We start from the raw sequence: 23305 nt of genomic DNA, 5'->3' as shown, positions 1-23305 counted from the left end.
ATCACCCCGTGAGCAATGAGCCCGACTTCACCCTCCACGCGTGGATCGACGAATCGATCCACGCCGCAGCCGGCTACATCGTCGCAGCGACAATCGCCGAGCCGGTTGCCTGCGAGGGACACCGCGTGGCCGTACGCGCGGCCGCGCCTTCCCCGCGCCGCCGCATGCACTGGCGTGAGGAAGAGGACAAGGACCGCCTTCGGATCGCCGAGGCTCTCGGCCAGCTCGACGTCGCCCACACGATCGTCATCGCTACACCGATCGACCCCCGCAAGCCGGAGCGTGCTCGTCGCAAATGCCTCGAGCAGCTCTTCCTCGAGCTGGAAGGTCTCGGGGTCACTCGAGCGTGGTTGGAGACACGCACGGACGCCCTCAACCGACGCGACCTGTTCCTGGTCGACGCGCTGCGCGGTGCCGGGACGCTCACAGGCTCGCTCCATGTCGACTTCGGCGATCCCAACGTCGAGCCCATGCTCTGGATACCCGACGCCATCGCTGGCGCTTTCGGAGCCGCCCGACGAGGCAACCCCGTGTGGCGCGACGCCCTCGCCGTACACATCGACGTGATCCAGATCGATCTCTAGCCCAGGAAAAGCGCGAAACCCGGGTCCCGTACTGCGGCGGTATCCCGGGTTCACTTCCCCACACCCCAGCGGGGGGAGGCTTCGGCCTCAACTTTACACGCTGAACATGTCCCTGCACAGGCCCCCACAGGTGACTTAAGTCCCCCTGGTCCCCCGGGGGTTTGCGCAGTGCTGCGGCAGTCGGGCGTACGGCGTATCGACCGTTTGCGGGTAACGTCGGTAACTGGTAACATTGATACCAACGTTACCAAGGAGGCAGAATGACGGTATCCACCCCTGAGGTGAAGGCCGCAGGCGCAGCCGAGGCGCTCGCAGCCGAGGGTGTTGCGGTGACTGCGCGAGCTGTTCGCGAGCGCTCGGGCGTCCGGATGGCCATCGCGGCAGACGCGGCACGATCCTGGAACGAGAGGGAGGCTGAGCAGCGGGAGGCGCCGGCGATCCCCGAAGCGGTCCAGGCCCGTTTCGACGCGCTGTGGCGCGAGGCCTTCACGGCGGCGCGTAAAGAGTTCGACGAGGCCGTGGCTGGCTGGAAGGCCAAGCTCCAACGAGCCGACGAAGAGCGCGATCAGTTGACCGTCGCGGTGGAGGAGGCAGAGAAGGAGTGCGAGCGCATCGACACCGCAGCACAGGCGGCCGCTGAGCAGTCAGCCAAGGACCTAGCCGACGCCCAGGCCAAGGCGGCAGCTGACCTCAAGGAGCAGGCCTCGCTCCTGGCAGACGAGCGATCGCGGGCAGACAAGGCCGAAGGCGCGCTCGCGGCAATCAGCGCCGAGCGCGACCGGCTCCTCAATGAGGTCGCCGAGCTCCGGAAGACCCGCAAGTGAGCGCCTGCGACTAGGCGACCAACGCGCCGGCGTGAATGCTCTGGCCCAAGGAGTCGACCACGACGGTGTCGCGGCGGTGACGCGTGCCCTCCCCGTCCACCCACGACACTGCCTTCACGCGGCCGATGATGACGACCCGAGTGCCCTCGGTCAGCGAGGCAAGCGCGTAGGCGTCATCGTCGAGCGCGGTCACGTGGTACGTCGGCGGCTCGCTCGCGCGCTCCCACTGGGCACGCTGACGCTCGCTGCGCGGCATAGGACGAACCACGACCTCGCACCGCGGCGACCCCTCCGGGGAGACGCTGAGGTCAGGATCGGCGACGAGGTCGCCCTCAAAGAACGCGATAACCGGCATCAGATGGTCCTTTCCTCGATGTCGTACCCGTCGGGTCGACGAATTCGGTGAGTTCCTCCAGCCCGCCGGCGCAGCAGCGCCTCCGGGGTCCTACGTCGTTCACAGCTCATCGAAGGCTCCAATCAAGGAGCAGGCCTCGAGCTCTGCAGCCTCGATCCGCGGCACGGAGACACCGCACAGCCGAAGCCCACTCGTTGCGATCTGGGCGTCGACCCTGGCGGCCAGCGGACGGTCCCCGCCGCGCATCCTGATCACGACCTCGGCCAACTGCAGCAGCATCGATCCGAGGCTGAGGTGCCCCGGAACAGCAGCTGCAGGCGCCGCCACCGACGAACCCTCCTCGGCGAGCACGCCGCTCCCAAGACGGCCATACGCCTCGCGCAACTCGTTGCGGCCAGCCCGATATCGGTCGAAGTAGCCCTGGCGCTGCACCTCGGGTAGCCGCGCCAGGACACCGACGTTGTGCGGCGCCAGGGCCAGCGTTCGCACGTCAAGGACGAGCAGCATGTAGAGCTGCGCCGACGAGGTTGCCGAACCATGAGGCGCCCCGAGCAGCTCGACCTTCTCAATTTTGTCGAGGGTCGGCCGAAGAGACCGATCCAGGAGCTCCGCGACGATCTCGTCCTTGTTGGCGAAGTGGTAGTAGAGCGAGGCTTGCCGGATCCCGGTCGCCTCGGCGATCTCGCGGGTCGAGGTGCCAGCGACGCCCCGAGTCACGAACAGCCGCGCTGCAGCATCGAGGATCTCGTCACGCGGCGCGACGGCGGTGGAAGCCTGACGGCCGGTGTGGCGCGGTCGACCGACCGAATGTCCAGCGGCCATTGCCCTCGCTCCTCCCCGAGCCCGAGATCAGCGACTCGTCACCGTGCTTCCCAGTTCGCGTTACGATCAAGGTGGCCAGGTCGTAACGTTTCTTGACAGGTTCACGCTCTCGCCGGCGGATCCGACAAGTCGACAGACATCAACTGACATCGAACGCACATCAGCGAACATCGGCAGACATCGCGCCTAGGCTCGGGGCACAGTGGAGGGGCAAGGAGAACCGATGAGACAACCAGCAGGGCCACGCACTTCCCTTGAAGCAATCAAGGACGAGCGCGGCATGACGTGGCGCGCTGTCGCCCGCGCGATTGAGAGCGCGGGACACCCGATCAGCGTCGCTCACGTCACGCGCCTCGGCACGGGTGTGCTCGGCTCGACGCCTACAGCTGGGCTCTCCCGTGCGATGGAACGCGCCTTCGGTGGGCTGCCCATCGCCGTTCTCCTCGGACCCCCCGATCCCGCGCTGGCCATCCGGCCCGCCGGAATCACCACTGAGATGGAGGCACTGGCCATGGCTGCCGAGAAGATGCGCAAACTCGGAATGAACCTCACGCCGATCGACGACTACCGCCTTCTCGAGGACGAGCTGCGCGATCTGGCCCGCGCGTACCCGGTGAAGGCACTACCGGAGCTCATCAACCCGATGGTGACCCTCCAGGAGTCGGTCACCGAGGCCATCACCAGCCCGAGTCGCCCCGGCGACGGGCGCCGGCTCTACGGCATCGGGGCCATCACCGGCGGGATGCTCGCCAAGGCGTCACACGACCTCGGCAATCCCCGATCCGCCATCACCCAAGCCCGCACCGCGCTGGTCTTCGCCGACCACCTCGGCGACCCGGCAGTCACCGCCTGGCTCAACGGCTTGATGTCGCTGATCTCCTACTGGGACAACCGGGCCCGCGACTCCCTCGAGTACGCCCAGCGCGGACTGGCGGCCAGCACCGACACCACCGCCGCGTTGTGGCTTCACGCCTCCTCCGCGCGTGCCTGGGCAAGGCTCGGGAACAGTGACGCGGCCGTCAGCGCTGTCCAAGCCGCACAGGACACCGCCGAGACCATGCAGCGCACCGAGCTCGACGAGTACGGTGGGATCCTGACCTTCACACCCGCCCGAGCCGCCTACTACGCAGCGGACGCGTACGCGTGGCTTCCCGGCCACCCTGACGCCGAGCGGGTCGCCACTGCGGCCGTCGATGCCTTCTCCGACCCGTCTGTCGAGGACTGGGCCTTCGGTGATGCGGCCGGTGCGGCATGCGACCTCGCAATCGCCCGCATCCACACCGGCGAGATCGAGGGAGCTGCTGAAGCTCTCACTGGGGTGCTCTCGCTCCCCCGCGAGCAGCGCATCGGCGGCATCATCAAGAGCGTCCAGCGCGTCGCGGCCGCGCTGCGCACCGCCGACACCAGCGGCGCACGCGCCGACCTAGGGGACTCGCTCGAGGCCTTCACCCGCTCTCCCCTGGTGCTCGCACCATGAGCGTCACCGCCCTCCCCGACCCGGGCCCGGTGGTGATCCACACCGAAAGACTCGTCCTGCGCGACTTCGTTGCTGAGGACCTCGACGACGTCGCCCACCTCGTCGGCGACGACCAGGTCACGGTCTGGCTCAGCTTCGACAGCCGGACTCACGAGGAGGCCAAAGCGATGCTGGACGGCATCCTCGAGCGCCAGCACGCCACGCCGCGCACCGAGTACTACCTGGCGATCACGCCCGCTGAGGGCGCCGAGAGCGTGGCCGGATTCATCCGCCTCGGCCTGGGCGGCCACCAGGCCGCCGACCTCGGCTACGCCCTTCGGCCGCAGTGGCAGGGCAAGGGCTACGCCCGAGAGGCCACCATGGCGATCATCGAGTTCGGCTTCGACAAGCTTGGCCTCCACCGGATCACGGCCAACATCGGTCCCGCCAATGAGGCCAGCCAGCGCCTGGTGAAGTCACTCTGGTTCACCTACGAGGGCACGATCCGCGATCACGTCCACACCAACGGTGAATGGCGCGACTCCCGCTCCTACTCGCTCCTCGCGCCGGAGTGGGCCAACGCGCCCCGGTGCGGCTACTGCGGCCGCCGCATCCCCGCACCCGCCGCGCCCAGCCGTACGCCGAAGTTCTGCTCCACCGCGCACAGACAAGCGGCCTACCGCACCACCCGGTCCGCGAACTGACGTGTCCCCCAAGGCCGGGCACCGGGTTTGCCTCGAGCCAAGCTTGTCGACTCTGTCATTCCTGTCACGCGGTGGGTCAACTTGAGGACTCCGCCCCCCGACCGCGGCCGTCCCCACACCACTCACGGACCTTAGGCCGCGCCAGCAGCGGCGCAAGGGAAGCGATGCCCGGCGTCCGCCGGCCCTTGCACCACACCCGGCTCAATGCGGCCATCACCAGGCCCCGTGGCTTGGGGAAGACCACAAGCGGGTGGGGCGGCAGCCCCGCCTCACCCGCACACCCCAGACAGGAATGACAGAGTCGACAAGCTTGACCAAGGACGAAGCCCCGCTCCAGCCATCAAGACCGGAGCGGGGCTCCCCTCATTCCCGGTGGCGCAGATCAGCTCGCCTGAAGCTCCTTCAGGAAGAGCCCGTGCGCGGGAGTCTCCGGCGCTTTGCGCGCGTCCTCATAGGCCCGCCGGGCCGTATCCGGCGACACCGGAGGCTTGAGCGCCGGGCCGATCTTGCGCCAGCTGACCCCAGCAGACCGCATGCGGTGCACCTCGAGCAGGTCCACCTGCGCCCTGGCCGACGCACGGCGTTGCGGCGCCGGAGCGCGTGACGCAGCAGTCTGCGACTGCGTCACCTCTGCGCCACGCAGCTGCTGGGGCGCAGCAGGATTCTGCGACGTCTCCGGCGCAGCGTCAGACGCTCGCGGCGCAACAGGCTGCGCCGACCGCTCCTGCGGCACAGCAGGTGACGCAGCGTCATCGCCGACGCTACGTGCGGCAGCACCGGCGAGGCCCTCAGCAGCGGGAGCCGCGTCCCAAGCTGCCGCGTCATGCGTCGCCTCGCTCATGCCGCTGGACGCAGGCGCCTCCTGCCGCGCCGGGGCCCGTGTCACAGCACTTTTAGCGGACGACGCTGCCGCACGCTCAGCGTGCGCCCGCGGCGCCGCAGCGACATCCCGCTCGGGTGCCGCAGACAGCGCCAGGGCCGACCGACGCGCGACGCTGAGCGACGCACCAGGATCGACCTGCGCCGGGGATCCGCTCTGTGCTGATGCTCCGTGCGTCATGACCTGCGCCAGCTGCTCCATAACCCGCACCCCCGTCTGAGCGTCCATCACCACGGCACGTCCCACCGTGGCGGTCATCTCCGACATCGCCATTACGCCGTCGTCCCAGTCGACCAGTCGACCTCGCAGCTCCCCCGCCGGGACACTCCGCATCGCCCGCGTCATCGCTCGCAGACGCGCCTGGTTGCGACGCTCCACCGCGCGCTTCGCTCGACGACCGCTCTTTCCCGCTGCGCGACCCTGCGCCTCGAACCACCGAGCGCTCGCCGTGATGACCGAGTGGATCAGCACCGCCTGACGCAGCTCGGTCCACGACCTCACCGACGCCAGATGCCGATCCCCCACCAACGCGAAGTGCCACATCAGAGCAGCGACCACAGGAACCGTGAACCGGAACCCTGCGGCCACCAGCCCGTGGCCGGCGTCGATCTCGTGGTACCCCGCCAAGATCCCCGACGCCGCAGAGAACACCCACGTCATCACCAACTGCGTACGCGCCGGCCGGTCCTGCTGCGCCGCTTCCCGGGCCAGCAGCGCCACTGTGATGAGCGAGAGCTCATACACGCCGGCGAACACGTACGCCGACACCGTCGAGATCTCCAGCACGTCGAGAGCGAACCCCACCATGGCGAAGTAGGCGAAGACCGTCGCGAGCACCGCGACCCCCATCGCCGACAACAGCGGGATCCGCACCGGGCGTCGACCTGGCGCTCCAGCGGCCCCGGGGCCTGCTGGCGCAGCCACAGACGTGGCCGACGCACTCGGCTCGGGCGAAATCTCAGAAGTAGCAACGGCGGTCATTTGAAGAACCCTTCGGCGAGATCAAAGACGGCTGGCGAGGAGAGAGGGGTGGCCGCAGCTCGGACCCGAGTACAGACAGCACGGCCACGACAGAACCACAGTATTGCACAGACCGGACAGGAAAGACAGGAAAATTCTCCAAACAGTATTGACATGAATGACAGACTAGACATAAACTAGACCCAGAACACAGCAAGACAACCCCGGGGCTGACCACCCCGAAACGGAGGAACCAGCGATGGCCACCAAAACCAGCACCAAGCCCGCCAGCACCGTCGACCACGCCGCGACCCGAAAGGCCCTGGTCGACCAGGCCGCAGCCTTCATCGCCAACCCCGCAGGCTGGCCCGCCGCCATGGCAGCCCGGGCCCTCCGGCTCCGCGCCGGACACCCGGCCTACTCCCCCAACAACCAGTCGCTGATCGTGTCTCAGCTCTGGGCCCGCTTCGAGACGCAGGGCATGAGCGAGCAAGACGCGTTCGATGCCGCGATCCAGGCCGCCGCCGAGGAGATCGCCCCCGCGTACGTCTGGGCCAAGCGTGGATTCGCCCCCGCCGCTGGCACTGCCCTGGGCATCTTCTCCCGGCCCATCCCGATGTGGGTCGACCCCGCGACCGGCAAGAAATGCGACAAGGACACCCCGGGAGCCGTCCGCCGCACCGTCTTCAAGATCGAGCGCACCTACCGCGCCGCCGACGTCACCAACGACGAAGGCGAGACCGCCTCGAGCGCGTACGCCGCCCCCGAACTACCCGAAGGCGAGGCCCGCGACGTCTTCGACCGGCTCACCGCCTGGATCACCGACCAGGGCTGGACCGTCACCCGCAGCGGCCGCGACATGGCCGAAGGCGGGTACACGGTGCACGCAACCCGCCAGATCGTCGTACACGGAGGCCTGGCCCAGTGGGCAGCCGTCGAGACCCTCGCCCACGAGATCACTCACGCTCTCCTCCACGGCGAAGGCGAGGACCGCCCTTACGCTGGCGAGCACCGCGGCGACATGGAAGCCGAGGCCGAGGCAGTGGCCTACGGCTTGCTCACCGCCTACGGACAAGGTGAACTCGCCCGGGGATCGGCCCGCTACGCCGCAACCTGGACCCGCGACCCGGAGCGAGTCGCCATCGCCTACGAGAAGGCCTCGCACGTGCTCGACGCAGTCACCGCCGCCGCTCTGGGGCACCAGGACGTCACGGTCAAGGAGTCCACCAAGGCCACCAAGGCCGCCAAGAAGGCCGACAACAAAGCACTCGCCGACTCTCTCCGCGCAGCCGGGCTCGAGCCGCGAGGAGAAGCCTGGACCCGAGCCAAGGCTGGCGAGCCCATCGCCGACATCCTTGCCGACCTCACCCGTTAACCAGGTGCTACGGGGGTCGGGCCCATCGGCCCGGCCCCCGTAGCCGGTCGCCGGGCGATCCAAGTCACCGGGTCTCCCGCTTGAGATCGAGCAATCAGGACATGAAAATTCTCCGACAAGACTAGACAGGAATGACAGACTAGACATATAATAGAGACAACACAGCAAGACAACCGGGACTGACCATCCCAGCAAGGAGCGCCCCATGACCCGCACCTCCAGCCTCATCCCGGGCTACACCTCCAGGCATTGCGACGGCACCCCCGGGCTGGAGTACTTCCAGGACGGCTTCGCCTTCGCCTGGTCCGGCAAGCCTGAAGACCTCATCGAGGTCAGCCCCGGCGCCTACAGCGAGCCGGTCGAGTGGATCATCCCGACCACTCCCCTCGCCGCCGCGCAGTTCGCCATCGTCGTCGACGCCCACGCACCCTGGCTGCTCGGACACTTCCGCTACGCCTGCGACCAGTGGCTCGCCTGGAACGGCCGCCGCAACCGGCCCGACGTGGCACACCGCCGCCTCTGGAGTCGAGCCCTCAAGGCCGAGATCTGCGACGTCTGCCTCGTCGACGCCTGCGTCATCCCCCGCGACCTGCTCGAGACCTTCGGCAACTACCTCCCTGCCCAGTGGGAGGACTGCGAGGAGCAGCGCGAGGCCGCGCTCAGCGACTGACGACCCGCCTGGGCCGCTCTTCGCAGGGCGGCCCAGGCGAGCCCTCTGGCTCCGGCCGGGGTACGGAAGGGTCCGGCGGCCGGCCCGGGGCCCCTACCCCAAACCGGCCGCCGAGCTGGGTCCTCGCCAGCCATGGCCCGATCTCACTCCGGCGCGGGCCAGGACAAACACGACGCCGGCTGCGCCGGGTGATCGCCAGGAGGAGGGAGGAGTGGGCACCAACAGGCCGTTAAGCGCCAGGTCGCGGCTGCTTCTCGGTGCGAGCGCGACCGGATCGGAGTACTGAAAACAGAGCATCAAAGAACTAGACAGGAATGACAGACTAGACATACAATAGACACAACACAGCAAGACAACCGGGACTCACCACCCCAGCAAGGAGCGCAACCGTGACCGCAGCCACCGATCCCTGGGACCTCACCGACGCCATCGCCGCCGCAGATGCCCGACTCAACCGGGCCATCACCGCCGCGCATCAAGCCGACATCGAGCTCGCCCAGTCGGCAGTGCACCTGATCGCCCTGCAGGCCCGCCACCGCTTCCCCGACGCCTGGACCGTCGTCCTGGAGTGGAGCGACCAGGGCGACCACCTCACTCTCACGGGCCTCGCCGGTGTCGCCGGAGCGCCGATCACACCCGACGAAGACGCCTGGAACGCCTTCCTCGACGACGGCGGAGACAACTACGCCGCCAATCTCGAAGGCCACACCGAGTACATCTGGCTGCCCTACATGCGGCCCCTTGCCGGGCCCCGGAACTCAACTGACCCGTACCACCTCGACATCTTGACGGCAGCCTCAACTCCCCGCTCCTAATCAGCTCAATCTCCTCGGACTGGCCGGAACTCCCGGCCGGTCCGCTCATTTACGCGCAGTAATGAAGCACAGAAAACAACTGCCTACAACACTAGACAGGAATGACAGACTAGACATACAATAGAGACAACACAGCAAGGCAACCGGGACTCACCACCCCAGCAAGGAGTCACATCATGACCCGCACTCGCGTTGAGACCATGGCCGGCCAGGACGTCGAGATCATCGAGTACGACGTCAAGGAGACAGCCGCCGAGCTCCGGCGCACGCTGCGCGAGGAGTTCCCCAACGTGAAGTTCTCCGTGCGGATGTCGCGCGGCACCGCCCACGGATGGCTTGACTGCGCCTGGACCGACGGCCCGACGACGTCCCAGGTCCTCCCAATCCTCGGCCGATTCGAGGGCGCCCGCTTCGACGGGAGCGACGACTCCTACCGCCAGGTCGCGGCCGTGACCTACGCCCGCGAAGACGGCAGCCGATACAGCCCGCGGTACTCCAGCTGCGGCATCATCCCGCACCGCAGCTACTCCGAGGACGCCCGGACGTGGGCTGAAGGCATCGCCACCGAGGGCAGCCACTGGTGGAGCCTCGGCGAGCAGTACGGCGACCCCACCTACTACGGCACGCGCCGCCTCCTCGACGAGACCGACCTTTCCGACGGCATCCCCACCGGCGCCCCCACGCCGAACTAGCCCCGCGCAGCGGGGCCCACAAGCGGCCGGGGGAGGGGCTGGCAGCCCCGACCCCTCTTCCGGTCATCCACATACAGGCAGCGAACGCAGCGAAAGACAGGCCGTACTGCCTAGCAGTTCATGACCGCAATGACAGAAACGACTGCAGCAACAAACAACACAGCAAGACAACCCGGGACTCACCACCCCAGCAAGGAGCCACATCATGACCACGACCGCAGCCACCACCGAAGCCGTGGCTATCGAGCGATGGGCGATCGTAGACGCAGACGACCGCTTCGCCGGCGAGTACGACGCCCACATCGCCCGAGCCACCATCGCCGGCCACGACTTCTACGTCCGAATCACGCCCGGCAACCACGACACCTACCGTGCCGCCGGCTTCCACGTCGAGATCGAGGACCACGGGGACGGCCTTCGCCGCCACTACCGCACCTTCCACGCCGACTCCGTCGAGGAGGCCAAGCGCCGACTCCCGGCCGAGCTCGAGCGCGACTACGCCGACATGATCGCGGTGATGACCGGCGCCACCGTGCCCGGCGCCCGGACGCCCCTCCGCCGCGCGGAGGTGATGGGGTGAGCAGCCTGGAGCCCGCCATCCAGATGCCGGAGTACCCGGACACCGGGGGAGTGGCCGATGACGTGGCCTGGGAGCGCGTTCCTGCCGCTCTGCTCCTCATCGGCGACGTCACCCCTGCAGGAGTCGTCGAACAGCCCACGTACAACGAGGAGCTGGACCGGATGGAGCTGGAGATCGACGGCACCCGCTACACCGCAGCCAGCGACGACAGGATCGAGCGCCACGTACGCCGCTGAGCCTGCGCCAGGCGCCTACATGGCACCGAGAAAGGCGATCGGCCCCCGGCAAACGCTGGGGGCCGATCTAACACAGCAAGACAGGAACCACCCTGCCTAGCTCGACCAAGCCTAGGGCCGAAGGGCTCGAGCTGCCAGATCCGGCCGAATAGGGGAGGGGAGTAGGGCCACTGCGATCTGAGGGGCCAGAGGGATGAACAGACTCGACAGGCCGCGTTGGAGAGACACAAGAAACATTCACGACACACTAGACAGGAATGACAGACTAGACATATACTAGAGACAACACAGCAAGACAACCCGGGGCTGACCACCCCAGCAAGGAGCCAGCCATGCTCACGATGACTGATCTGTTCTGCGGGGGAGGGGGATCCTCGACCGGAGCGATCGCCGTGCCCGGCATCGAGATCCGCATCGCTGCGAATCACCTGCCCCTCGCCGTCGAGGTGCACAACAGCAACCACCCCGGCGCAGACCACGCCTGTGTCGACCTCCATGAGGAGGACCCCCGCTACTTCCCGCGCACCGACATTCTCTGGGCCTCTCCGGAGTGCACGAAGTGGTCCCAGGCCAGCGGCGGCAAGTACGCATCGGTGTCGATGGAGATCGACCTGCTCGACCTGCTCGACCCCGAGCTGGTCGACGAGGACCCCGAGAAGGCCATCGTGCAGCGCTCCCGGCTGCTGATGTTCGACGTGCTCCGGTTCGCCGAGCACCACCGCTACGCCGCCATGGTCATCGAGAACGTCGTCGATATCGCCACCAACCCCCGCTACGCCGAAGCCTGGACCTTGTGGAAGAAGGGACTTCGAAACCTCGGCTACGACTTCCGCATCGTGAGTCTGAACTCCATGCACGCCCAGGCCCACGGCGACCCCGCCCCGCAGTCGCGAGACCGCCTCTACGTCGTGTGCTGGCTCAAGGGCAACCGCGCCCCGAACGTCGACAAGGTCATGCGCCCGCTGGCCTGGTGCCCCAACTGCCAAGAGGTCGTGGAGTCCCAGCAGGCATGGAAGAACGGCCGCACCGTGGGCAAGTACCGCTCGCAGTACGTCTACATCCACGCCACCTGCTCGACCACCGTGGAGCCCGGCTACCTCCCGGCAGCCGCCGCGATCGACTGGACGCTGCGCGGCAAGATGATCGGGAGCCGAACCAAGCCCCTGGCCGAGAAGACGCGCCGCCGGATCGCGGCCGGGATCGCCAGGTACTGGGCCCCGTTCCACATGGAGCAGGGCGGCAACCAGTACGACGCGGCCGACCCGAAGCACCCCGCCTACGGCAGCCCTAACGGCTACTACCGCACATGGTCTGTGTACGACACCCTCCGGACCCTCCACACCCAGGAGACCAAGGCGCTTGTGGTGCCCCTCGAGGGTCGTGCCGGCGACCGGGTGAAGTCGACCGACGAGGTACTGCGCACGCAGACGAGCCGCCATCTCGACGCCCTCGCGATCCCGAGTGGAGCCACCGCACCAGCGTTCATTGCCGAACTGCGCGGGGGAGGCTCGGACGCTCGCCCGGCCAGCCACCCGCTCTCGACGGTCACGGCCTCGGGGAACCACCACGGCCTGGTCGTGCCCGCCGGGGGGACGTGGAACGACGATGCCCGCTCGACGAGCGAGCCGCACCGGACCATGACGACCCGGGAGACCTCGGCGCTGCTGACGCCCTACTACGGCGCGGCGGAGTCGTCGAAGCCTGCGTCCGATCCGGTCGGCACGCTGACCACCCGAGACCGGTACGCGCTGATCACCCGCCACAACTCCAGCAAGGGTGACGGCGCCGAGATGACCACCCCCGCGACCGAACACCTGCGAACCCTCACCACCACCGCACAGCAGTCGGTCATCACGCCTGGCGACATGGCCGCCGCTGAGGCTCAGGTCGACGACTGCCTCTTCCGCATGTTGGAGCCCCACGAGGTCGCCGCTGGAATGGCCTTCCCGACCGACTACAAGTGGGCTGGGACCCGGCGCGAGCGGGTCAAGCTCGCAGGAAACGCCGTCACGCCCCCTGCCGCGCGCGACCTCATCGCCGCCGTCGTCGAGGCCCTCTCCTAACCGGCCGCCCCAGGTGCTCCGGGGCTTCGCCTCGCACGTGCGGGCCCCGGAGCACCTGGCCCCCATCGTCGGCCGCTGGAGACAGGGACCGACAGCAATGACAGACGAGACATAAACCAGAGACAACACAGCAAGACAACCCGGGACTCACCACCCCAGCAAGGAGCCACACATCATGACCACCATCGCCATCCCCAGCACGAGCGAAGCGCCGGCCAGGACTCCCGAGCGCGACACGTTCCTCGCGGTCGTGCTCATCGCCGCCGTCGGCCACAGCCGCTACTGGTCCCGCTGCCGCGAGTTCCAGTGGTGGCTACCCGGCTTCATCGGCGGCCACGCCGAACCCGCCCGGTCAGGCGGGGGAAACGCGTGGGCCCGCCTCATCGACGAGCACGACACCGAGCACCTCGTCACCCTCGACACCATCGAGGCCGGCCTCACCGAGATCGAGAGCGCCTGCCCCGAATTCATGGACGAGCTCGACCGTCGTTCGATTCGGTTCCTGAACCGCCACAGCGCGATCCACCCTCACCGGGGAGCACTGACGAGCGCCCAGCGCCCGATGTCGCCCGCACTGGCCGACCAGATCCTCCAGGTCGGGCTCCTCGGCACCCTCGTCTACGGCTGAGCCAAGCCGAACGCGACAGGCGTACGCCAGCCAAATCTGCCGACGCGTGGGCCGAACACTGCGAACATGTCGGCGCCGCGAACCAGAATGACCCCAGACCCCCTGAAACGGAGAGCACCATGAGCGCCAAGATCGAGCGCATCACCTATCACGGCACGCTGGCCAGCGATCCGACCGAACGGGGGATCACCCGCTCGTACGGCGACCACGTCAGTGAAGAGCGCGACGGCTGGGCAGACGTCGTCTACGAAGCCATCCGTGCGATGAACCACATCACTAGCAGCCCGGGGGAGGAGGGCATCCCGGCCCCTGTCGTCTACACCGTGCTCGGCAACATGAGCGGCGCAACCCAGATGCTGCCTCAGCTCTTCCGGCAGCTCGCCGACGGGCTCGAGCGGTCGCTGGATCACTTCGACGTCTACGACCACAACGGCGACCCGCGCCTCTCCGCACTGGCCGCAGGGACCCACCTGCAGAATGCCGTCACTCACGCGCAGCGTATGGCCGAGGAACTTAGCTCCGCGCAGACAGCGATCAACTCCCAGGGCTACAACCTTCCCGATGACGAGGAGGCGTGATGAGCCAGCCCTCGACCACGCGTCCGCGCACCGAAAGGCACGATCGATGAGTGGCGACCAGAGCAGCACCAGCGGCGACGTACGTCGCAGCCTCACCGAGTGGGGATTCTCCAGGGTGGAGGCTCGAGACCGGGTCGAAGCGGCCTGGCCCTGGCTGACCAAGCCGAATCCTCTCCGCGACGCCACTGGCCTGCCCGCCGGCACTGACATCATCTCGGTGCGCGAGCAGACCGAGCACCTGTACATCATCGAGAAGGAGCTTGCCGGCCGTGGCGTGCCTGCAGACCTGATCAGGCTGGGATTCCTCATCCTCCACCGGCAGCGGCCGATGCCCTTCGGAGTCTGGTGCGATGACTGTGCCGTGGCGTACGCCGCGGTTCTCGACGTCGATCGGCGTGCAGACGCGCTGTGACGCTCCGGCCGACGAGCGGGTGTTGTGGTCGAGGCGGGGAGTGGTCGCTTGGGGCGACCACAACACGAAGGCCTGGCGCTGGGGACGGGGAGGAGTAGAGGCGCTGTCTGACTGCCGTGCGGGGTTATGGCCGGGCCATGAGCTGGGGGAGCGGCATAGGTTCCCGAAGCCAAAAACACACCAATACCACTAGACAGGAATGACAGACTAGACATATACTAGAGACAACACAGCAAGACAAGCCGTACCCGACCGTTAGGACCAGACCATGACCAACATCGACTTCACCGGAAACCTGGCCGAGGACCCGACAATCTCCTTCACTCCGAGTGGTGTCCCGGTTGCGACCCTCGTCGTGATCGAGAACCAGCCGAGGCAGAACTCGGCGGGGGAGTGGATCGACGGTGAGCCCAACCGTCATCGCGTCAAGGTGTGGCGCTCGCAGGCCGAGAACGTGGCCGAGACCGTCCGCCGGGGCATGAACGTCATGGTGAAGGGCCGGCTCAAGACCGAGAAGTACGAGAAGGACGGCGAGACCCGCTACGCCACGATCGTCGAGGCCGACGCCGTCGGTGTCGCACTGAAGTACCAGACCGCCACGGTCGCCAAGGCGACCAAGTCCTACCGTGAGGTAGAGCCGGCACCCCAGGAGCCCGCTGGCTGGCAGTAAGAGCCAGGCGAGGGGCGGCGCGGAAGCGTCGCCCTTTCGGGTTGAAACAGACTCGAATCAGACCGCAGCACCAACTAAGGCGTAGGAGCCTCCATGACCACGTACGCGTTCGTCTCCCCGAAGGGCGGCGTAGCGAAGACCACGAGCGCAGCTGAAGCCGCGCTGACGCTGGCCCGTGCGGGCCGGAAGGTCCTCGCCTACGACCTCGAGCCGCAGGGAAACTTCGCGGCCCGTCTCGGGATCACGCCCTCGACCGACGTGCTCTACGTCGCCGACGACGTCCTGGACTCGAGGAGCGAAGCGACACTGAAGAGCGCCGCGGTGCCATCGCCGGCCGTTCCCGGTGTAGACGTCGTCATCGGTACCCGTGACCTAGCCCGACGAGACTCCGAGTCTGACACCGCCCATGCGATCCCCGACGAGATCGTCCGCCTCGGCGACGTGTACGACGACATCGTCATCGACACCCCGCCGAGCCTGCACCAGCTGGTACGAGGCGCCCTGGTCGCCGCCGACGTCGTGATCGCGCCAGTGCAGTGCGCAACGGAGGCTTACGAGGCGGTCGAGGACGAGCTGGTTCCCTACGTCGCAACCAGGGTCGCCGCCAGGATGCGCCCTGGCCAAGAGGTGCACTGGTTCATGCCGACCATGGCCTTCCCGAACACCAACTCGACTCGCGACGTGATCGAGCTTCTCAACGAGGGGCACCCCGGCCGCGTCACCGTGCCGATCCGGCACACCACCGAGGTCAAAGACGGATACACCTCTGGCCTCCCGGTCGGTCTCTACCGCCCGAACTCCACCGCCACGCAGGACTACGCACTTGCCTTCAAGCAGGTCCTTGCCCCGTCCCTGTCGGCCGCCACCACCCACTGAAAGGAGTCCCGCCATGGCAACCACCCCCAAGCGCTTGTCGCTCGCGGAGCGACGTCGCCAGTCGTTCGACAACCTCGACGAGGAGCAGGAGGCCCAGGGGCCGGCTGAGCCCGCCGAGCAGGCCCCGGCCGCCTCGAGCTCGCCGGCGGCCGTTGAGCCCACGGTCGAGAAGACCGAGACCGCGACCGCGACCGCCCCTCAGAAGGCGGCCGCTCCGGTGAAGGCGAAGCCGACGGCGGAGGAGCCCGAGCAGGTGAAGGCCAAGCCGGGATCGAAGGTTGCGCCGACCCCGCCGGCCGGGACCACCCGGGCCGGAATCTACTTCCAGCCCGAGGAGTTCGAGGAGACCAAGGCTGCCTACCTCGCGGACTGGCAAAACGGCGGAGAGGCCGACACCTTCACCCGCTGGATCGCCGCAGCCATCGAGACACACGCCGCGCGAACGCCGGCCCAGCGCAAGCAGCTGGCCCGACCGGAAGAGCGCGCCGAGTCCCGGGGTCTGACCCGCACGTTCAACCTGGCCGACCAGACCATCGCGAAGATGCGCGAGGGCATCACTGCCGACCAGGGCGCCAGCCGCTGGCTCTCCGACTCCTCGTGGTGCGGCGAGGCCGTCGCTGCCGCGGTGAGCATCGCACGCGACCGAAACGGCGGCGTGCTGCCGAAGCCGCCGGCGCGACTGCCCAACCGTCTCAAGCGCTGATCCACACATCCGAGACCACGTCTCGCTTACGCTGAACAGAGAGGAGGAGCTGATCATGGACACCACCTTCGACATCGAGACCCGCTGGCCCGACCTGTTCGACGGCCTCACCGACGAGCAGCGCAGCACCGTCATCGACACCCTGGCGAGCGCCTGGCACGAAGGTCACGTGCCCGAGCGCGAGCGCGTCGAGATCCTCGTCGCGTTCACCCGCGGCGACATCGACGCCGCCGAGTCGGCACGACGCACCGCGGCGTTTCGCGCTCGGCGCCGAGCTGGCACTGACCGCCACGCATCGTAAGCAGCAGGCACCGCCTCGATCGTCGACCATGAGCAGCTCGAGCCCAGACGATAGGACTCCCATGTCCCCCACGTGGGAGTCCTATCTGTATCCGGAGACGATGACCGACGGCATCACGGGAACGCTGCGCAACATCCCCGGATACCGCGACTACGAAGAGCTGCAAGCGTTCGAGTACGACGAGGCCCTCGACCGCGAGATCGAACTCCGAACCGGCCAGGTCGACCTGCCCCGCACCTACGACTCAGAGCACCTCCGCGCGATCCACCGCCACCTGTTCGGCAACGTCTACGAGTGGGCCGGCGAATACCGAGGGATCAGCATCCAGAAGGACGCCACCCACTTCGCCGACCCGACCGAGATCGACGACTACCTCTCCGCCGCGAACAAGATCATCGCCGACGCCGACTGGGCCACCCTGGACCACAAAGGGTTCGCGGACGTCACCTCCGAGGTGTACGCCAACATCAACCAGGCTCACCCGTTCCGCGAGGGCAACGGCCGCGCCGGCAAGGTGTTCATGTCGCAGGTCGCGGAGCTCTCTCACTTCCGCATCAGCTACGACCCACAGCGCACCGGCATCACCGCCGCACTGTGGAACCAACAGTCGATGCTCAGCGCCCCCGACTTCGGCCAACGCACCCCGGACCCCGCTCCTCTTCGGCCCATCTTCTACGCGCTGGCTCAGCCCGCCACCGACGGCCCGAGCCAGACCGTCGAACTCGCTTGGAGCGTCCGCGCACATCGCCTCGCCGGCGAACGGTCGATGCCCGACATCCTGAACGAGGCCCGCGGCGACCTCCCTGAGTCGTCACCTTCGTTGCCGCACCAAGAACTTGGCCAGTCCAACGCGCCGCGTCGCGCGCCGCGTCGCTGACGCTGCGTCACCATGCGTGGGTGCTGCTGACGCAGTGACGCCAGCGCCCAACTGATGCTGGCGCAGACCGGCGCAGCGTCAACGATGGTGCGTCGTCGCTGACGCTGCGCCGGTACTGCGGCGTCACGCCTGCGACAGCCGGGCGCAGCAGTGACGCTGCGCGTCTGCTGCGTCATGTCGATCTGCATCGACTCACCAGCGCCACCTGCGCCGGCCGAGTGGCGCAGCGCGCTGACCCTGCGCCAGCGGCTCCCGTGCATCGGTAGTGCCGCTGCACCAACGACGCAGTCTGCGGTGCCGCATCGTGCCGCAGGGAGGCGCGGCCAGCGCCGGGGGAGGCTGCAGCAGGTTGCAGCACCAACCGGTGCGCTAGGTCGGCGGCATCGCAGCGTCGCAACGTGCGTCACCAGCGGCGACGCTGCGTCTCAGTTCGGCTACGTCGTCGACGATGCCGCACCCAGCGTCGCCGCCGCCGAGACCCGGGACGTCCGACGAGCGCCACGCGATCCGCTCTTGCTGCGTCGAGGTGCGTCGACCGGAAGTCCGAGCTGACGCAGCTCGTTGGTGGTCCACCCGGCTCGCTTCGCTGCCTCGATGGCCTGCTGCATCTCCTGGTCCGCGGCAGCCTTCGCAGCCTCCGCTGCAGTCTGCTTCGCAGCCGCGGTCTCCAGCCCGCTGATCGCTGCTCGCCGCACGTCGAGCAACTGCTCGGCGCGGTACAGGAAGCTGCTCGTCTGTTCACTCATGTCGCTCAGATTACGTGCGGGTGCGTCCGGTTGTCCGTGCGTTTGTCCCTACCCCCTCTCCTCCTGGCGCCTTTCCTGTTTGTGCGTTTCGGGGTTACGCGGTGCGCAGCCGGTAGTGGCCTGCCTGGCGAATCTGTCCAGCGATCAGGTGCGTGAACCTGTCAGGTCTTCCGGCGGGAGCAAGATGTACGGTATGGTGCCTTTAAGGCCGCTGACGCGGCCGGGCACCAGACCGAGAAGGGGGGCCGCTGAGCGCGCGGCCCCATGCAACGAAGGGGTACAGACGATGACCGACGAGCGACCGGAGACCAGCTCAGCTGGCCCCGCTCGTCGGCGACACCGGAACTCGGACGGTCCCCGCGAGCACCGGACAGTGATCCGTCACAACGACGCCGAGTGGGCCCGCGTCCAGGCCATGGCCGAGCACCTCGGCGTGAGTCGCCCCGCCCTCTACGAGCGGGCACTCCTGGCCGGATCGGTGCAGGCCGCGGCCGGCGTTGAAGAGGCCGTCCTCGGCATGATCGGCGCACGGCGACTACTCGCCAATGCGGCGAACAACCTGAACCAGATCGCGCGAGCCGCGAACTCGGGGGAGCGGATCAACACGGCTCAGCTCGAGAGCACGTTGGCGCTGTTTGCGACGGCGATCGCAGAGCTCCGCGACGAGATCGCGAACCTGCACCGCTTCGTGCCCGGCATCGAGGAGGACCGGTGATCATCCGAGTCCTCGGCACCGGCAAGGACGCCGCCGGCCTGGCCCGTTATCTCTACGGGCCAGGAAAGGCGAACGAGCACACCAACCAGCGCATGGTCGCCGGTAGCCCGGAGATCCACGCCGAGTGGGGCGACGCCGCGCTCACCTCCCGTCAGGCGACGCAGGTGGGGCGACTGCTGGAGGCGTCGTGGCGACGTCAGTACGCGCCCGAGCTCGCGCTCACCGGCACCGGCTTCGGGGGTATCAGCCGCGAGAACCTCAAAGCTGGTGAGGAGGCGGTGGCAGGGCAGGCACACGTGTTCCACGCGACGATCTCGCTCAGTGCTGCTGAGGGCAAGATCAGCGACGAGCAGTGGCAGGAGGTCGCGGAGCGCTACATGCGGGGGATGGGTTTCATCGACAATCCGGACCACGCTGACGCGGTCTGGTTCGCGGTCCACCACGGCGAGTCGACGAACGGCAACGATCACATCCACATCGCGATGTGCACGACGCTGCGCGACGGTTCGATGCTGCCGGTGCATAACTCGGGTATCCGATCGCAGCAGGTTCGCCGAGAGACGCTGGAGAAGCTCGACTTCATCACCCCGCTGCACGACGAGCAGCACCAGGCCAACACCCCGACGCTCAAGGGGCACACCGCCGCCGAGCACAATATCGCCCGCCAGCGCGCAGCTGACGGCACGGGTCCGGCCGAGCCGGACCGGGTGATTCTGCAGCGCATCGTCCGCGGGGCGGCCGAGCAGTCGCACACCGAGGCGGAGTTCATTAACAACGTCCTCTCGCACCGCGGCGTGCGCATCGAGGCCGCACGTTGGGAGCCCGGCAACCGGGATCAGGTCACCGGCTACAAGGTCGGTCTGCGCGGGGGAGTGGCCTTCACCGCGAGCAAGCTCGCCTCCGACCTGACGTTGTCGAAGCTGCGAAAGAACTGGACCGAGACACCCGAGTCGGCACAGCTCGCACGCGACCTGTGGGCCGGCGACGCCACCAAGCTCGACCCTCTGCAGGTGTCGGGCGACATCGACGTCGACCTTGCGGTCGCCGAGCAGAACCTGCGCGACTTCAACGACCACCTAGCCGGTCTGGACCCGCACGACAAGGCTGCATGGAACGACGCCGCCGCGGGTCTTGCCGGCACAGCCACGGTGCTGGCAACCGGGCGTGGTGCCGAGTTCGGGATGCACGCAGGACGCTCGGCCGACATCCTCGCCCGGCAGACGCTCGAGGACACCTGGGACGCGACGACGACAGTCGAGCCGAAGGTGCCGACCGGGCTCAGCGGTGCGGAGATGGCGACCCGTCACATCCAACTCGCTCTGCGAGCGAGCGGGTCGAGCAAGCACACCGGCTGGCTCACTGTCATCCAGCAGATCACTCGCGCCGCTGATGCCATCAGCGACGCCCGACAGGCACGTGGTGAGCTCGCCGCCGCTACCGCACTCCGCAACAGCGCCATCCCGGCGCTGCGGGAACTCGAGCACTACATCGCCACCCGGCCCGCTGACCCGGCCGGTCCCCGGACACCAGCTGAGCGAGAGTCCGACCGGATCCTGCGGGAACGTCGTGACCAGGAGCGGTCGCACGGAGTGGCGCCGGGCGAAGTGAGCGACGCTGCTCGCAAGGCTGTCGAACAGGCAGCCCATGGTCGACGTCCCGACGGCGCCCCGGCGACGGCGCCCGCGTCGGCCCCCGACGCGGCCGTCCCGCGCGACGCGGACGCGCCCGCTCAGAAGCCGGAGCGCGACAACGGTCCGAGGCGTCCTCGCGGTAGGTGATGGCATCTGTGATGAATGCGCGAACGTGCCCCCGATATCGCGGCGCACGGTGACTGTGTGAACTACCGTGGAAGGCAGGGTCGAACCTGCGTTCGACCCTGAGGAGGGGTTATGGCAACTCAGAGTGCGATCGAGTGGACTGAAGTCACCTGGAACCCTGTGACTGGATGCGACCGCGTCGCGGCCGGCTGTGACAACTGCTATGCGCTCGCGCTGGCCAAACGGCTCAAGGCGATGGGTGCCGAGAAGTATCAGAACGACGGCAACCCCGTGACGTCAGGACCAGGGTTCGACGTCACCATTCACCCGAGGTCGCTTGCCGATCCCTACCGTTGGTCGGGATCGAGGGTCGTGTTCGTGAACTCGATGAGCGATCTCTTCCACGCTCGAGTTCCGCTTGACTTCATCCGGGATGTGTTCGCGGTCATCGCTGAGACCCCCCAACACACGTACCAAGTGCTGACCAAGCGGTCGCACCGGCTGGCGCGGATCGCCGATCAGTTGGACTGGCCCGAAAACCTGTGGATGGGCGTCTCCGTCGAATCCGACGACGTCGTCGACCGGATCGACCACCTTCGCCGTACGCCGGCCAAGACCCGGTTCTTGTCCTGCGAGCCGCTCCTCACGGCGCTGCCGAACCTCGACCTAGACAGCATCGACTGGGTCATCGCGGGCGGCGAGTCTGGGCCCCGCGCCCGCCCGATGGATCGGCGGTGGGTCGAGGACATCCGTGACCAGTGCGCGGTGGCGGGCGTCGCGTTCTTCTTCAAGCAGTGGGGCGGGCGAACCCCGAAGGCCAACGGGCGCGAGCTCGACGGTCGCACATACGACGAGATGCCGCAGCTGATCACGGCTTAGGCCGGGAACGTCACCAGCGTGCCGTCTGGGTACTGGTTTCGCCGGCGCTGGTTCGGCGAGGTGATCCGGCCGTCCCGCTGCATCACCGCCAACGTGTCCCGCTTGAGATGCCCGCTGTAGTACGGCGTCTCCGCGATCACATAAGTCCTGATGACGTCGATGTCGACCGTCTGGCCGGCGAAGTGCTGGGCAAGCTCGTCTTGCAGAGGGTGCGTGTCCAGATGGTCGAACAGAACCTGCTGGTCCGCGAGTCGATCCTCGAACCGGTAGTCCCCTGTGGGGTCGAGGCTCCACATCGCGTACTTCATCCTGTCGAACGCGTCGAGGTTGCGGGTGCAGAAGAACAGGTAGTTGCCGATATGCCCAGTCTTGTTCACCATGGCGAAGCTGCGGACGTGAGCGAAGGAGCAAACCTTCTTGAGCTGGTCCTCGTAGAGGTCGTGCAGGAACTGACCTCGCTCGGGACCGCGCGGAGGTGCCTTTAGGAACTCGTTGCAGCCGAACAGCTCCTCGAAACGCGCGTCGACCGCTTGGCCCTTGCCTGCGAACCGGTTGACGCTGTTGAAGTCGAAGTAGATGAACAGCTCGGCCTTGTCGTACTGCAGCAGGCGCCGAATGAGATCCATCGAGCTATCGCGGTAGCCGAACGGGTCGATGAACGCGAACAGCGGGATCAGGCTGTGGCCGGGCTTGATCTCGCCCAAGAGGCCTTCGGCGAGATCCGTGAAGTTCTCGTTGTGTGCGTGCACCTTGACGTTCTTGGGCCACGGATCCCATCGGTGCGGCAGATCCTCGTCCACAACCTGCTTCAGGGAGTCGAAGCGCTCAGGGTCCTGTTCATTGAAGAGGAAGATGAACTTAGTGCCGTCCCACCGTGCGAAATGGTTGTGCTCGATCAGAGCCTCGAGGGCCAGGACCGGAGAGCCGAACTCGCCCTTGCTGTAGGCACCGGGGCCAGCGAAACCGTCGAGCACGCCGACCTTGTCAACGTAGGCTGAGCTGCCGAAGATCCCGTACCACGCCTGGAGGTACTTGACCAGGATGTCGTGCTTGGCCTTGGTGTGGGCCGGACGGTCCCACCGAGTCGGCAACGGGTCTCGGCGTTTCGCCATCGTTCCTGCTTCCTCCAGGGCGCCGGTCGTTCCTC

Annotated in this window: 27 protein-coding genes; 22 read left to right on the top strand and 5 right to left on the bottom strand. The window is 67.5% G+C overall.

Features of this window, described 5'->3' with window-relative positions; genetic code table 11:
• Positions 1-8: 8 nt before the first annotated feature.
• Both BLT25_RS28675 and BLT25_RS28670 read left to right on the top strand, forming a co-directional pair.
• A complete protein-coding gene (locus BLT25_RS28675; protein WP_091053127.1) occupies positions 9-584 on the top strand; it encodes a hypothetical protein in 576 nt (191 codons plus the stop codon).
• A gap of 260 nt (positions 585-844) precedes the next feature.
• Positions 845-1408 carry a DNA-binding protein gene (locus BLT25_RS28670; protein WP_091053124.1) on the top strand — a complete coding sequence of 188 codons (564 nt, stop codon included), beginning with the start codon at positions 845-847 and terminating at the stop codon, positions 1406-1408.
• 10 nt (positions 1409-1418) lie between these two features.
• On the opposite strand, the gene BLT25_RS28665 is transcribed toward BLT25_RS28670, so the two are convergent.
• A complete protein-coding gene (locus BLT25_RS28665) occupies positions 1419-1763 on the bottom strand; it encodes a single-stranded DNA-binding protein (RefSeq protein ID WP_091053123.1) in 345 nt (114 codons plus the stop codon).
• 99 nt (positions 1764-1862) lie between these two features.
• On the bottom strand, positions 1863-2585 hold the full coding sequence (locus tag BLT25_RS28660) for a TetR/AcrR family transcriptional regulator (protein ID WP_091053121.1): 723 nt from the start codon (positions 2583-2585) through the stop codon (positions 1863-1865).
• 280 nt (positions 2586-2865) lie between these two features.
• Between BLT25_RS28660 and BLT25_RS28655 the strand changes: the two genes are divergently transcribed.
• Both BLT25_RS28655 and BLT25_RS28650 read left to right on the top strand, forming a co-directional pair.
• Entirely contained in the window at positions 2866-4062 is a 1197-nt protein-coding gene (locus tag BLT25_RS28655) for an NsdA family TPR-like regulatory protein (protein ID WP_143033903.1), read from the top strand.
• Positions 4059-4745, top strand: coding sequence for a GNAT family N-acetyltransferase (locus tag BLT25_RS28650; protein ID WP_091053118.1), 687 nt, complete (start codon positions 4059-4061; stop codon positions 4743-4745). Before BLT25_RS28655 ends, BLT25_RS28650 begins: the two co-directional genes overlap by 4 nt.
• 382 nt (positions 4746-5127) lie before the next feature.
• Here the strand turns inward: BLT25_RS28650 and BLT25_RS28645 are convergent, their stop codons facing one another.
• Complete coding sequence (locus BLT25_RS28645; RefSeq protein ID WP_091053116.1) at positions 5128-6498, bottom strand: hypothetical protein; 1371 nt, start codon at positions 6496-6498, stop codon at positions 5128-5130.
• Positions 6499-6844: 346 nt separating this feature from the next.
• Between BLT25_RS28645 and BLT25_RS28640 the strand changes: the two genes are divergently transcribed.
• From BLT25_RS28640 to BLT25_RS28570, 15 genes are all read left to right on the top strand, one after another.
• On the top strand, positions 6845-7960 hold the full coding sequence (locus tag BLT25_RS28640; RefSeq protein ID WP_091053115.1) for an ImmA/IrrE family metallo-endopeptidase: 1116 nt from the start codon (positions 6845-6847) through the stop codon (positions 7958-7960).
• A 205-nt stretch (positions 7961-8165) separates the two neighbouring features.
• Complete coding sequence (locus tag BLT25_RS28635) at positions 8166-8630, top strand: hypothetical protein (protein WP_091053113.1); 465 nt, start codon at positions 8166-8168, stop codon at positions 8628-8630.
• A 389-nt stretch (positions 8631-9019) separates the two neighbouring features.
• Entirely contained in the window at positions 9020-9445 is a 426-nt protein-coding gene (locus tag BLT25_RS28630) for a hypothetical protein (protein WP_091053112.1), read from the top strand.
• Positions 9446-9621: 176 nt separating this feature from the next.
• On the top strand, positions 9622-10137 hold the full coding sequence (locus BLT25_RS28625; RefSeq protein ID WP_143033902.1) for an LPD29 domain-containing protein: 516 nt from the start codon (positions 9622-9624) through the stop codon (positions 10135-10137).
• 205 nt (positions 10138-10342) lie between these two features.
• The gene (locus tag BLT25_RS28620; RefSeq protein WP_091053108.1) at positions 10343-10717 is read left to right on the top strand and encodes a hypothetical protein; all 375 of its coding nucleotides are present in this window, start codon (positions 10343-10345) and stop codon (positions 10715-10717) included.
• Positions 10714-10953, top strand: coding sequence for a hypothetical protein (locus BLT25_RS28615; protein WP_091053106.1), 240 nt, complete (start codon positions 10714-10716; stop codon positions 10951-10953). Before BLT25_RS28620 ends, BLT25_RS28615 begins: the two co-directional genes overlap by 4 nt.
• A gap of 332 nt (positions 10954-11285) precedes the next feature.
• A complete protein-coding gene (locus tag BLT25_RS28610) occupies positions 11286-13016 on the top strand; it encodes a DNA cytosine methyltransferase (protein ID WP_091053104.1) in 1731 nt (576 codons plus the stop codon).
• A 175-nt stretch (positions 13017-13191) separates the two neighbouring features.
• The gene (locus BLT25_RS28605) at positions 13192-13644 is read left to right on the top strand and encodes a hypothetical protein (RefSeq protein ID WP_091053103.1); all 453 of its coding nucleotides are present in this window, start codon (positions 13192-13194) and stop codon (positions 13642-13644) included.
• Positions 13645-13763: 119 nt separating this feature from the next.
• Positions 13764-14222, top strand: a complete 459-nt coding sequence (locus BLT25_RS30110) for a hypothetical protein (RefSeq protein WP_091053101.1) — start codon at positions 13764-13766, stop codon at positions 14220-14222.
• A 46-nt stretch (positions 14223-14268) separates the two neighbouring features.
• The gene (locus BLT25_RS28595; protein WP_091053100.1) at positions 14269-14634 is read left to right on the top strand and encodes a hypothetical protein; all 366 of its coding nucleotides are present in this window, start codon (positions 14269-14271) and stop codon (positions 14632-14634) included.
• Positions 14635-14902: 268 nt separating this feature from the next.
• Positions 14903-15304, top strand: coding sequence for a single-stranded DNA-binding protein (locus BLT25_RS28590; RefSeq protein WP_091053098.1), 402 nt, complete (start codon positions 14903-14905; stop codon positions 15302-15304).
• Positions 15305-15397: 93 nt separating this feature from the next.
• Entirely contained in the window at positions 15398-16180 is a 783-nt protein-coding gene (locus BLT25_RS28585) for a ParA family protein (RefSeq protein ID WP_091053096.1), read from the top strand.
• 13 nt (positions 16181-16193) lie between these two features.
• Positions 16194-16883, top strand: a complete 690-nt coding sequence (locus tag BLT25_RS28580) for a hypothetical protein (RefSeq protein WP_091053094.1) — start codon at positions 16194-16196, stop codon at positions 16881-16883.
• 55 nt (positions 16884-16938) lie between these two features.
• Complete coding sequence (locus BLT25_RS28575; RefSeq protein WP_091053092.1) at positions 16939-17184, top strand: antitoxin VbhA family protein; 246 nt, start codon at positions 16939-16941, stop codon at positions 17182-17184.
• Between the two features lie 61 nt (positions 17185-17245).
• Positions 17246-18061 (top strand): Fic/DOC family protein, encoded by an 816-nt coding sequence (locus BLT25_RS28570; protein ID WP_176884391.1) that lies wholly within the window; start codon positions 17246-17248, stop codon positions 18059-18061.
• A gap of 434 nt (positions 18062-18495) precedes the next feature.
• On the opposite strand, the gene BLT25_RS29625 is transcribed toward BLT25_RS28570, so the two are convergent.
• Positions 18496-18807 (bottom strand): hypothetical protein, encoded by a 312-nt coding sequence (locus BLT25_RS29625; RefSeq protein WP_143033901.1) that lies wholly within the window; start codon positions 18805-18807, stop codon positions 18496-18498.
• A 373-nt stretch (positions 18808-19180) separates the two neighbouring features.
• Here BLT25_RS29625 and mobC point away from each other — a divergent pair, with 373 nt between their 5' ends.
• The 3 genes from mobC (at position 19181) to BLT25_RS28555 (ending at position 22158) form a co-directional block, all read left to right on the top strand.
• Positions 19181-19522, top strand: coding sequence for a plasmid mobilization relaxosome protein MobC (gene mobC, locus BLT25_RS29620; RefSeq protein WP_143033900.1), 342 nt, complete (start codon positions 19181-19183; stop codon positions 19520-19522).
• Positions 19519-21300 (top strand): relaxase/mobilization nuclease domain-containing protein, encoded by a 1782-nt coding sequence (locus tag BLT25_RS28560; RefSeq protein ID WP_091053087.1) that lies wholly within the window; start codon positions 19519-19521, stop codon positions 21298-21300. The genes mobC and BLT25_RS28560 overlap by 4 nt, the downstream gene beginning before the upstream one ends.
• 111 nt (positions 21301-21411) lie before the next feature.
• Entirely contained in the window at positions 21412-22158 is a 747-nt protein-coding gene (locus BLT25_RS28555) for a DUF5131 family protein (RefSeq protein WP_091053086.1), read from the top strand.
• On the opposite strand, the gene tcmP is transcribed toward BLT25_RS28555, so the two are convergent.
• Positions 22155-23270: a three-Cys-motif partner protein TcmP gene (tcmP, locus tag BLT25_RS28550; RefSeq protein ID WP_091053084.1), complete on the bottom strand. Its 1116-nt coding sequence runs from the start codon at positions 23268-23270 to the stop codon at positions 22155-22157. The genes BLT25_RS28555 and tcmP overlap by 4 nt on opposite strands.
• Positions 23271-23305 lie beyond the last annotated feature (35 nt).

Source organism: Nocardioides sp. YR527 (assembly GCF_900101045.1).
Classification (GTDB): Bacteria; Actinomycetota; Actinomycetes; order Propionibacteriales; family Nocardioidaceae; genus Nocardioides.
This window is presented reverse-complemented; position numbering and strand designations above follow the sequence as displayed.